This window comes from Paenibacillus sp. FSL H7-0690, from assembly GCF_037980415.1.
Classification (GTDB): Bacteria; Bacillota; Bacilli; order Paenibacillales; family Paenibacillaceae; genus Paenibacillus_AQ; species Paenibacillus_AQ odorifer.
On record NZ_CP150281.1, the window covers coordinates 1606759 to 1619318 of the forward strand.

The 12560-nt window shown below is 40.3% G+C and carries 7 protein-coding genes and 2 pseudogenes; 4 read left to right on the plus strand and 5 right to left on the minus strand.

Annotated features, from left to right (window positions below):
• Window positions 1–11 precede the first annotated feature (11 nt).
• The 3 genes from MHI32_RS07140 to MHI32_RS07150 form a co-directional block, all read right to left on the minus strand.
• Window positions 12–845: a carbohydrate ABC transporter permease gene (locus MHI32_RS07140; RefSeq protein WP_076125501.1), complete on the minus strand. Its 834-nt coding sequence runs from the start codon at window positions 843–845 to the stop codon at window positions 12–14.
• 16 nt (window positions 846–861) lie between these two features.
• Window positions 862–1758 (minus strand): sugar ABC transporter permease, encoded by an 897-nt coding sequence (locus MHI32_RS07145; RefSeq protein WP_042185833.1) that lies wholly within the window; start codon window positions 1756–1758, stop codon window positions 862–864.
• 85 nt (window positions 1759–1843) lie between these two features.
• Window positions 1844–3181 (minus strand): extracellular solute-binding protein, encoded by a 1338-nt coding sequence (locus MHI32_RS07150; protein WP_042185834.1) that lies wholly within the window; start codon window positions 3179–3181, stop codon window positions 1844–1846.
• A gap of 263 nt (window positions 3182–3444) precedes the next feature.
• Between MHI32_RS07150 and MHI32_RS07155 the strand changes: the two genes are divergently transcribed.
• Window positions 3445–4509, plus strand: a complete 1065-nt coding sequence (locus MHI32_RS07155) for a GntR family transcriptional regulator (protein WP_076125373.1) — start codon at window positions 3445–3447, stop codon at window positions 4507–4509.
• Window positions 4510–5298: 789 nt separating this feature from the next.
• Here the strand turns inward: MHI32_RS07155 and MHI32_RS07160 are convergent.
• Window positions 5299–8457: an amidase family protein gene (locus tag MHI32_RS07160; RefSeq protein ID WP_340012084.1), complete on the minus strand. Its 3159-nt coding sequence runs from the start codon at window positions 8455–8457 to the stop codon at window positions 5299–5301.
• Window positions 8458–9353: 896 nt separating this feature from the next.
• Here MHI32_RS07160 and sigK point away from each other — a divergent pair.
• Window positions 9354–9827: pseudogene (gene sigK / locus MHI32_RS07165) on the plus strand (RNA polymerase sporulation sigma factor SigK); the annotation flags it as partial.
• Window positions 9828–10238: 411 nt separating this feature from the next.
• On the opposite strand, the gene MHI32_RS07170 reads toward sigK, so the two are convergent.
• Entirely contained in the window at window positions 10239–11204 is a 966-nt protein-coding gene (locus tag MHI32_RS07170) for a nitronate monooxygenase (RefSeq protein WP_076219033.1), read from the minus strand.
• Between the two features lie 248 nt (window positions 11205–11452).
• Between MHI32_RS07170 and MHI32_RS07175 the strand changes: the two are divergent.
• A pseudogene (locus MHI32_RS07175) lies at window positions 11453–11770 on the plus strand (sigma factor); the annotation flags it as partial.
• Between the two features lie 504 nt (window positions 11771–12274).
• On the plus strand, window positions 12275–12433 hold the full coding sequence (locus MHI32_RS07180) for a hypothetical protein (RefSeq protein ID WP_254847731.1): 159 nt from the start codon (window positions 12275–12277) through the stop codon (window positions 12431–12433).
• Window positions 12434–12560: the final 127 nt, after the last annotated feature.

Sequence of the window (12560 nt, forward strand, 5' to 3'; positions counted from 1 at the left end):
AGTAATAGATACTAACCTTTAACAGCACCCGCAGTCATACCATCAATGAAATATTTCTGGAAAGCGATAAACAATATGAAGATTGGAATGATGGAGAAGAAGGAGCCCACGATCAGAAGGTCATAGTTATTCCCATAAGGAGTTAACAATGTTTTTAAACCGATTGGCAGTGTATATTTATTTTGATCTCCCAACACCATGAATGGCCACAATAGATTATTCCAGCTATTCATACCATTCAGAATGGCCATTGCCGCAAAGGAAGGCTTCATAATCGGCATAATCACTCTGAAATATATCGCATATTCGTTTGCTCCATCAACTCGCCCAGATTGAATAATTTCTTTTGGTATGCTTCTGAGATATTGCCTAAAGAAGAATATCGTCCCGGCATTAGCTATACCCGGCAGAATGATTGCCGAATAGCTATTCACCATTTGCAAATCATTTATTAAGCTGTACAAAGGAACCAGCAATATTTCAAATGGCACCATCATAATGAGCAACACACATATAAAGAGGAAGTTCTTACCTTTGAAATCATACGCTGCAAAACCATATGCAACAAAAGCGCTTACAAACAGTGTTAAAGCAACCTGAATGATTGTTAACGTCATACTGTTCCAAAACCATACAAAATAATCATGTTGTCCAGTGAATAAATAGATAAAATTATCAAAACTCATTATTTCAAAATTCAAACTTAAGTTAAGACCATATCTTATTAAAGCTTCACCTGGTTTAAAGGAAGAGAGGGCCACTGCATAGAATGGAACCATAATTATAACGAATAGTATAATAAAGGTACTAATTATGACTATTCTAGCAATTACGTTGTTCTTCATCTGACTAGTGTCCATTTTAATCCTCCTCCTTTTTGAACATTCCACTAAATTTCAACTGCGTTAAATTGATAATCATAGCAATGACTAATAGAACGATACCAACTGCTGCAGCGTAACCGAGCTTATTCTTCTCAATTCCTTGTCTATACAAATATCCGACTATAGTTAGGCCAATATTTTTCGGTGAATTGTTACCGTTAAACATCATTAAGCTCTCGGTAAACATTGCCAAACCTGCATAAACACTAATTGTCGTAACATATATCGTGGTCGGCTTCAATAATGGCATTGTAATCGATCTAAACTTCTGCCAAGCAGATGCCCCGTCAATTGAAGCAGCCTCATAATAATCATTGTCAATGTTTTTCAAACCAGATAGATAGTACAGCATATTAACACCTGTCCATCGCCAACATGCAAGAATTAATAGTGCAGCCATACTCCATTCTGCATCTTTCAAGAATTTAGTAGGCTCTACACCAAATAGACCTAGAAAACTGTTCATTAATGAACCATCCATTTCGCCGAATGTTAGGCGAAAAATAGTACCCGCCACTGCGACAGATGTCAATGCAGGAAGAAAGAACGAAGATTTAAAAAACTCCCTCCCCAGCATTAACTTACTGTTTATCATAACTGCAAATAACATTGGGAAAGGGATTAACAGCACTAAGGTTCCTAGCATGTATACAACGCTATTTTTAATAGCCGTCAAAAACACTTTATCTGTGAATAACTTCGAATAATTCGCTTCACCAACCCATTTTGGATCCTGTCCCAACATCCTATCTTGAAAACTCATTACGAATGAATTTACAAGTGGATAAGACCAGAATATCAAGAATATGATTATGAATGGCAACACAAATACATAAGGTGCAACCTTTTGAGAGTATACAAATTTCTTTATCATAATCCCACTCTCCCTTGACTATGACTAAACCTGCCGAGCACCATTCTTGCCGACAGGCTTAATCATAACCATTTACTTATTATTTTTATTTCAATTCTTGTTCAATTGCTGCCTGTGCTTCATCGAGAGCTTCCTTCACGTCTTGGCCATCTTCAAAGATCGCATTCAGAGTAACCGTATTGAGCACATTGCCGATCGTCGGTGAAGCTTTTACGGATTTGATAGCTCTAATTTCGTCTTTGATTTCATTCAAAGTATCAAATGCATTTGTTTTAAAATACTGGACGTATTCGTTATCTGGGTTTTTCGTTACAGCCTCATCTTTCCATACTTCCATATTGATTGGGTCAAATCCAAGTGTATTCCAGATTTCAGTAGTAGCTTCTTTCGAAAGCTTAGCAAAAGCTACAAACTCTTTTGCCAACTGAACGTCTTTACCAGTCTTAGTAACAACTGTGCCAGTACCGCCTAAGCCAACGGAACGAGGATTACCTTCTTCGAATACAGGCAATGGAGCAATTGCATACTTACCTTTAAGGTCCTTCATTTCGTTTACAAAGCGGGACATGTACCACTCAGGCATCAATGCGCTTGCGTAGTTGCCTTTGTTGTATTCGCCTTTTGCTTCTTCTGTGTCGGGTTGTCCGCCTGGGATCGTATGAATAACATTATTCTTCTGCAGGTCAACTAACATTTCAAACGCTTTAATCATCTCAGGGGAGTTAACTTTTGGATTGCCATTTTCATCTGTAAAATCAGCGTTTTGCTGAGCAAGTAACAGCGAGGCTTGCCACGTAGCGGATGTATCAGCAGTACCTAAGTACTTACCAGTCTTTTCATAAACCTTGATACCTGCTTGATTGTAATCTTCCCAAGTTTTGATCATCTTGTAGTCAACACCTGCTTGTTCGAGAATTTCCGTGTTGTAGAAAGCAAGCGTAGCACCTACGTGATAATCAAAGCCATAAACCTGGTCAGCTTTGGAGTAAATATCGACACGTGAGGGAACGACAACGTCTTTGTATGGTGCAAATACATCATTCAAAGATTCCAGTGGAACGTTGTCCCCTTCCAAGAATTTAGGGAACTGACCAAGCTCGATATCCGCAATATCAGGAGCACCTTTTCCACTTGTAACTGCCAATAAGAGCTTGTTGTGCATATCATCGTAAGGCATAACCGTTACATTCAACTTAATCTGTTTGTCTGGATTCTGTTGGTTCCATAACCCCAGCATTTTATCCAAATGCTTGCCATGCAAATCTACGAATGTCCAAAATGACATTTCTGTTGCATTCTCACCGGCATCAGCGCCTAACTGCTGTGTTTCCGTTGATGAACTGGAAGACTTACTACATGCCGACAAAACTAGTGACATCATAAGGATTGTAACGATGGAGATTAATGTAATGCGTTTTTTCATTTGTTCGTCATCCTCTCTTTTTTTGTTACTCATTTGAGATGCTGGGTGACTGGTCACTTCTGTTAATTTAAGCGGTTTCAATACGTCTCGTTACCAACCTTCTTAACATGATTCTAACCTTTCAATGAAAAGACACCTTCGTAATAAATTTCCTAATTCTGTATTGTAAGCGCTTTATAAATTGCATTATAATATATACGTAATATATTTTATATAACCAATTGATTATAAAAATCATTAAATTTTAAGGGAGATGTACTTATTTGAAAAAGCTGGTGCTCTACAAGCAAATTCAAGAAGATATTGTACAGAAAATTAAATCTGGGCAGCTTCGGCCAACGGACCGCGTCCCTTCTGAACAAGAATTAATGGACGAATTCAAAGTAAGTAAAATAACCGTCAAAAACGCCTTAACCCAGCTAGCTGACGAAGGATTAATTATACGCGTACAAGGCAAAGGCACATTCGTCTCTTCTAGTCTTGATGTTTCTAGCATTGATTCTCCATTATCTCCACACAGCGCGTCGTCCTTGCCGCTCATCGGCTTCATTATTCCGACGATGGTAACCCGTGTCATTCAGAAGCTCGTCGACTACACGGAACAATTCCTGTCTGAAGCTGGCCTCAGCATGGTACTAAGCATCACGCGAGAGTCCTCCTCTATCGAATCGAACGCCATTCGTACACTAACGGGGCTCGGTGTGAAGGGACTGATCGTTTTTCCAACAGAAGATGAGAAGTACAACGAATCACTACTGCGTCTGTCGCTCGATAAATTCCCATGTGTGTTCATCGACCGCTACCTGCGCAACATTGAGACATACACGATTACATCAGACAATTACGGCGGTGCGTATAAGGCTGTCTCTCATTTGCTATCCAAGGGTCATCATCAGATTGCGCTCATCTCACCTGAGAATGCCAATACAGCCATCGAGGATCGCACGCTCGGCTTCGAGAAGGCGTACACAGATCGAGGTATATCAATCGACAAGAGCTTGTGGTGTCACATCCCTCTCGACATTCTACGCGGTAAGCAAGCATTGGACTATGTAAGCGACTTCTTGCAGGGGCATAGTGGAATTTCGGCAGCTTTCTCCTTAACCGAAGAAACCGCACGCCTTACATCGGCCGCTATCAGCCGTCTCAACAATCACTCAAATATCGATTTGCTATCTTTCGATAATCCACATCTTTCATTCGTAGCTTATGTACAGCAGGATGAACAGGAAATGGCACGTACAGCCGTAAAGCTGTTACTTGAACAAATAGAGAATATATATTCACCTAAGAATGCCGTCATTCCCGTGCAGCTCATCTTCCCCTAACTATTTCATTGGACTTTATCGACACTCTAGGAGCACCTTCAGTAGAAGTTGTCTTCTTTTGCGTTCCAGCGCATAGAGTATAACAATATATCATAAAGGTGCTAGCGGCCAAAACGGGAGATTCGCTCCACTTTGTTACGAAAACCGCTGATTCATACGGATGAAACCGATCTTCGGGTCGGGGAGTGAGTGTCAAGGAATCTCAGAGCATGATGATCATGAAGGAATATTCAAATGTCTCCAGGAACTCAATGAGGAAATAAATATGAAAATGTTTATATGAGCAAATAATTTTCTAGGCGCTGGATGGAGTAAGATCGAGTAGGGATGACATGCCGAGTGTACCGACTTGTACATCGACCGAGCCCCCACCATAGTAGATTGTAAGATATTCATGCTGATTTGAGACCATATTTTATTCACGTTTTGTAGCCAACTATTTGTAGAATCTTTATAGTGATTATCGCCGCTGTAGCTTGCAGGAATAGTGTGATTACCAACCGTAAGATCTGACGCCTCATAGACCGCTAGTCCCCTAGCATACAGTCCCTAACTCTACTTTTCCGCCATAAAAAGTGATAGTCCCGCTAGGAACAAACGACTTACAGAGGGAACTTCTGCTATAAACGAGACCGTCTTTCCATAATCCGGAAAAAGTCTTTTCGCCCTACTTATGATACGGTTCATCGCACTATCTGTAACGGCAAGTTATAAGGCCATCCCTTTCGGGATGGCCTTTCCTGTAAACGTGGTTACTCGAGTACTCTGTCATTTTTAATTGAATTTCTTTTAATTAGTAGTCTCTAGTAATCTGGAAACAATTGTTGCAAACTCTGCTCTAGTAATATCTTTTTCAGGCTTAAATGTACTGTCTGCGTATCCTGTAATAATATTATTGGATGCGAGTGCATCAATGGAATCATAATACCATGCATTTCTTGTAACATCTTTGAATGATGTGTTTCCAGTACCTGTTAGCTTAAAAGCTCGAGTGATTAGTGCCGCTAATTCACCACGACTAATCTTCTCATCTGGACGGAAGCTTCCGTCACTATATCCGTTCATCAAGCCTGATCTAGCAGCTGCACCAATAAACTTATTCGCCCAATGAGTTGGAGATACATCTATAAAGTTACTTTCTTGTCCTTCAAGTTTCATGTGCGTTGCAATTACCTTGATGGCTTCCGCACGAGTCAAACCTGAATTTGGACGGAATGTTCCATCGGAATACCCCGTCAATAATCCCTTAGCAATTAGTGCGTCAATGCTTGTTTTTGCCCAATGATTCATGGTATCTACAAAACTAACAACTTTTGGCTTATCTGCTGGTGTTATTGTTTCTGCAGGTGCCGGTGTTTCTATAGGCGTTGTTATTGCTGGAGGTGTCACCGTACCTCCTCCAGTATTTGGATGGGTTGGTCCATTATCTGTGTTTGGATCAGGATTAGTAGAGTTTGAAACGTATTGAAGTGCTGGAGCAAATGTTGTAAGTAGTCTAGCTTGACTTTGTTGCTCAAGAGCGTAGCTCATGCCTAAAACTTTTGCATCGTCCCATGCTCTACCAACCAGTTGCATAGAGATAGAATATCCGCTGTCATTCGTTCCTACAGGAACAACTACCGTAGGTAGACCCATAGTAGAGGTTAATACGCCTGTGTTACGGTCTGAACTTAATTGAGAAGCTGCTGCGTCATTGTTATATACGTCACTAATAAAACCTGCATAAACAACAGCATCAACGCCATTCGCGTCCATCCAGCTTTTAATAACATCCTTATAGTCAGTTCTATACTTAATGTAATCTTGTACAGCCTGTTCAGTCATACGAGTTGGGGTACTATATCCTCTTTGATTATAGATAAGCACTTTATCTGAAGCTAGTACACTTGCTCCATCAATATAAGGGAAGTCCTTATGCAACTCAATATAACGTGCCCAACCTTCAGTAGATCCATTAATACCTGAAGGACGACTAGGGCCTGATGGTACAGCTGACATTTCAACCATAGTCGCACCCGCTGCTTGAAGCTCTGAGAACTTATCCATCACTGCCTGTCCAGTATCATCATCAGCATATGCAGATACAAAGGATGCAGGAATGTATCCAATTTTCTTTCCTTTCAATGCATTAACATCCAGAGATTCCTTCCAATCCACTGGACGCTTATGATCTGCATCAGCAGTGACTGTGAAAATATCCTGTGGGTCCGTACCCGTTGTAGCATTCAATATAATAGCTAGGTCAGTTACTGTTTTAGCAATGGGACCTGCATAATCTTGTCCCCAAGTGAGTGGCAGTACACCTGTAGTACTTGCCATACCGTCTGTACCCCGGAAGCTTTTTAAGCTAGCGCCTGTAGTTGGTGCATAGAGAGATACCCCTGTTTGCGATCCCATTGCTGCTGCTGCAAAATCAGCTGCAACAGATACTGCAGACCCGCCGCTTGAGCCAAAAGATGTTTTCGATGGATAGAGTGCATTCCATGTTTGCTGCCAGCCGCTTTCACTAAAACTTCCGCTGTTAGCAAACTCAGAAGTATTTACTTTACCAATAATTACAGCTCCAGCTTCCCGCAGTTTTTTCACTTGGAATGCATCAGAATCAGGCTGCCAGCCTTCAAGAGCTTTACTGCCACCGGTAGTAGGCATATCCTTTGTATCATAAATATCTTTTATCGCAATTGGAATACCCAATAAATCACCTTTTACACCTTGTGCACGGGCATCGTCAGCAGCTTTTGCTTGGTTAAGCGCAGTTTCAGATACATGCAGGAATGCATGGAATCCCAATTGTCCCTCATCGTATACCTTGATTCTATCTAAATAGGCTTGAGTAATTTGTACAGAGGTAGTTTTGCCAGTAATCATATCCTGTTGCATTTCTGCAATTGATTTATTCTTAACATCATACGGCGATGAAGTTACTAATTCTTTAGGCGCAGGAGCATTTGGTATAACCAGATGATCTCCAGTATCAAGTCCCTCTATAGCAGATATATCCCAGTTGCTAATTGACCGAATTTGTGCGTTTGTTAATCCTGTTACATCCAGCAGACTATTAAGTCCATCTAGCATAGCAACCAGATTTTTCAACCCTTCTTCACCAGCTTCTCCAACTTGTACATAATTTACTAGGGATTTCGATTCGCCCGGCCCAATATTTAGTGAATTAATGAACCCATAGAAATTCGCTTCATTTCCATACTCAGCTAAGGGTATTGTGAAGGGATCCTGTTGCTGATTACCTAGACCGGTTAATCCATTATCAAACGGCTTTGGAGATCCCACTGCAACGCCTAGCGGCTTATTGTTTTTGGCGCTACTATCTACAACAATCCATGAATCATCTGTAGTTACCTTTAGATCGCCTGAATAGGTTGCCTTAACTACTGAAGCATTTGTTGTTGTACCATATCCTAAAGAGCCACCGAATGATACATCAACTTTTATTGCCACATCATTTTTATTAGTGAAAGTATCAAAGAATCTCGTTCGATTATGAATAGTATCCACATACACCTCACGTGTTACTGTTACATTTCCTAGATTTACAGATTGAGCCGAAGTAAACTTATTAACGCCGTCATATTTCAAGTCAAACCCACGCATCATTTGACCATTCATCAGCGGAGCTGAAGGCGAGGACACTTTAACAAAGATATTGCCGAAACCTTGTACTTGTGTAGCACCAACTGTACGTAAACTTCCTGTGTCTAAGCTAGGAGCAAAAACATCGTGAATCTCCCATACTGTGCCACTTTCTGAAGTAACTCTAGTTAAAGCGTCAGCTGTTTGGAACGGAATTACACTCGTAGCAATAACAGATAACACAATTGAAGTAGCTATAAATTGCTTTTTACTCCAATTTTTTTTTGCTGGTGAATATTCAGATCGGGTGGAACCAGAATGCTCTCTTTTAGTTTCACGTAGACGTTTGAACTTATTCATGTGCGTAATCTCCTTTTCCTGTATGTATTTTATTATTTAATGTTAGGAAATATAACACTAGTATTTGTTTCAGTCAATGAATATTATAAATTTAATATATTTTGAGTTTGTGAAAAGGAAAAAACGGCTCTTTTAATTATTATGTGTAACGTATATGTAAACTATTGTGTTAAATAGATTACAATTTATGATAGTTTTTGGGGAATCCATTGGATATTGAGTATCATCATCTGGCTGAATCACCAAAAACCTTGAATTTCACTTATCTTTATGTGAATTTGACGAAATCAAAAAGAAGAGGAACAGCTAAAAATTAACGGAGAATATTATGTTTTTCATTTCATGAAAGTGGAAGATTCTATATCGGAGCATGGCATAAAGCAGAATCACTGATGATTCCAGATGCATAGCCGCAAGATCACTAATGGGCATCCTGAAAAGAGTAAAGTATCTGCTGGGAAAGAAGCCATAAGAATAGCCAGGTAGTGTATCTGGAATAAGTGGGATTTCATTGTGGAAACCACTTTAGCGGGTGGTAACGTTATAAGGTAAATGAGGATGCAAAGGAACAAGGCTTTGAAATTATTGTGTTTTATGTGGAACTAGCAGATGTTCGGCTAAATATTGAATGTATTGCTCTACGTGTGAAAAACGGTGGCTATCATATTGAAACCGAGGATATTATTAGACGCAATTTAACAAGTATGAATAATCTGATATCTTACTTAGAGTTGATTGATCAAGTAAAGTGTTATTTAAATGGATTACCAGGATGTACACAAGAAATCAATCGGAAACTACAAATTAAATATAATATGCAAAAGGAAACCAATTCGAATCAGAATCGATCGTAATTGGTTTATTTTTTGACATCACATCGTGCCCATAACCTCAAGGAGGATTTGATCTCCATCGGCACCATCAGTCTGATTAAAGCTATTGAGAGCTATCGTCCAAACAAAGGAACAAAGCTAGCCACATTTGCAGCACGTTGTATTGAAAACGAAATCCTGATGCACCTGTGTTCGCTCAAGAAAACACGTAAAGACGTATCCCTGCACGATCCAATTGGGACGGACAAAGAAGGTAATGAAATTACACTTATCGATATTCTTGGCTCCGAAGCTGATAATGTCATTAAAGAAGTCGATCTGAAGATCGAGAAGAGTAAAATATATCGCAACCTAGATATTCTGGATGACCGGGAGAAAGAAGTTGTGGTGGGTAGGTTTGGGCTGGATACAGGTGGAGAAGAGAGGACACAGTGGGAGATTGCTAAGGAGTTGGGGATCTCGCGGAGTTATGTTTCGAGGATAGAGAAGAGGGCGCTCATGAAGCTTTATCATGAGTTTTATAAGGCTGAGCGGTAAACTCATAATCACAAGGTAGTATCCGTTAACCGGCATACATAGAAAGCTTCAAGGACCATATTTAAATTTTTTAGAGAAGATATAGTTCAGCGAATTTTTGTATTAAACCAACTCATAAAAATACATGAGAAAGGGAGAGGGAAAATTGTTAAGTGGTGCTCTGAAGAGTACATATATCCAGTCAACTTTTGCGATTATCCTGGGGATTGGGCATATTGCATTTTGGCTGTGAAGATATTTAGCTGTTGTTGCAATTAAAAAGAAAGGTACGGAAATCTTTAGTTAAATACAACACAAAAGCTTATTAAATATAACTAAATTTGAGTATCAAGCGAAATAAAAAACCACTTATGCTCGGAAATCCCAAGCTTGCTTAAGTGGTTAATCGTGCTTTTGAATCTTATAACAACCTTAAGTTGTCGGGTTCAATGCCCCTTGATACTCATCCATTAAATTGTCGATAATCTGCTGTACGGACAAAATCTCTTTAATCTCATGAACTCTGGACCCAGCAAAAACCAATCCGTTCTTAACATCTCCTCTAAGGGAAGTGAGCAGGGATTCCATTGTACAGAAGCGATGTGAACAAACCTTTAGACAATTATAGCATTTGACTATCTTTAATTTGGCATCATCACTGATCCGGTCCGTAAAATCATTCCGAATCGCTCTACCTTCTAGACCCACAGTAGACTTGATTAGGACAGTATCTCCTTGCTGAGCATCTACATACTTTTGCTTGAAGGCTAAGGGAGCATCACACTCAAGGCTAGCCACAAAACGGGTACCCATTTGAACACCAGATGCGCCGATCCGAAGGGCTTTTGCGATATCATCCCCTGTTAGAATTCCACCCGCAGCAATAACAGGAATCGAAACGGCCTCTAAGACTTCAGGAAGGATATCAAACATGGATCTGTCTGTACCTAAATGGCCTCCAGCTTCGAACCCTTCCACAACGACTGCGGAGGCACCAAGTCTTTCGGAAATTCGGGCTAATTTGGCGGATGAAACAATAGTTACGACAGGAGTACCATATTCTTTACCCCAAGCATAAATATCTCTAGAAATTCCGGCTCCGGAAATAATAAAGTCAACCTTTTCCTCCAAAGCAATCTTCATTTTTTCGGCAAAGTCCTTCACTGCGAATAGTACATTCACACCGATGTAGCCATTTCCTTTAGAGAGTTCTCTTGTTTTGCGAATATGCATTCTCAGCTCATCAGGAGTAATCCCTGTACCAGAGATGGTGCCGATCCCGCCTGCATTGGCTACAGCAGCGGCTAGTCCACTTAAGGATATGCCTACACCCATTCCACCTTGAATAACAGGAACTCTCGATTTAATATGTCCGAATTGGATTGTTGGAAGTTTCAATTACACACCTCTTTTGCAAGTTGTTGACATTATTAATACTCCTCTAGAGTAATAAGATATATCGTAACACAGCTAATTCTTTCCCGGATGTGACTGTAAACATGCTCAAACTATGTTAAATATCATGTCTTTCAACTGTTAAGTTGTTGATATCAAGTGAAAATTTAAGAAAACGAAGTGACTATTAAAAAAAGGACAATGAATAACAAAAAAAAGAGCCATCCATCCGGTAAAACCTTCATACTTCTATCAACGCTTTTCTATCAAGAAAGTGGATTTTGACATCGTATCGTGTCCACAACCTCAAGAAATTCGATAACACTGGGGAAGACATGGAGGATCTGATCTCCATCGGCACCATCGGCCTGATAAAAGCTATTAAGAGCTATCGTCCGAACAAAGGAACCAAACTAGCCACATTTGCTGCTCGTTGTATTGAAAACGAAATCCTGTTGCACCTGCGTTCGCTTAAGAAAACACGTAAAGACGTATCTCTGCACGATTCGATTGGGACAGACAAGGAAGGTAATGAAATTACACTTATCGATATCCTTGGCTCTGAAGCTGTATCATGAGTTTTATAAGGCGAAGCGGTGAGGATATTAGATAATAACTTAAGATTCACTATAGAGTGTTTTAAAAGCGACTTGCAAAAAGGGAGTTGCTTTTTTATGTGCGCCCAGCATTGGCGATCTATAGGGTTGAAGTTCCGCATACATCGTACAAAAATGGCAGACCTTGCGGCAAGCGATAGAAGAAAGAACCTATGAACCGAGTCCCTCCCCTACATAGAATTAGAAGGAATAACGGAATCGTGCAAAAAGTAACTTTCTTTGCTAAATAAAAATATCCATCATTCTTATATAATAAAGGTGACAAGGTATCATAACAAGATGCAGGTTATTCTGTAGTAGTCCGGTATTGTACAAATGTAAGAGAAGTATATGCATGAAGAATGGTAAATCATCAATGCCCAAGAAGACTAGACGTTGTAAGGAGACTTCGGTTTCTCCCAACAAGGAGCTTGGATCAACATAAAATAACCTCCGCGAGTGAGAAGGATAGGATGGATGCATCATGAAAAGGTACGGGGCGGTCGTGATAGGCTGTGGTTATATGGGCTCTCTCCACTTGGACGCGATATCACGACAGGTGCGGGTCCGGTTGATCGGCGTGGCGGATTGGAACCGGGACAGGGCCTCCTTAGTGGCAAGCCAATACGGAGCTGAGTGTTGGGGCACGGATTACCGGGTCTTGATAGAGCGTGATGATGTGGATCTGGTCATTATCGCCACGTACCCGTCCTCCCATCTGGGGATCGCAAAAGATTGTCTCGCTGCAGGGAAACATATCCTA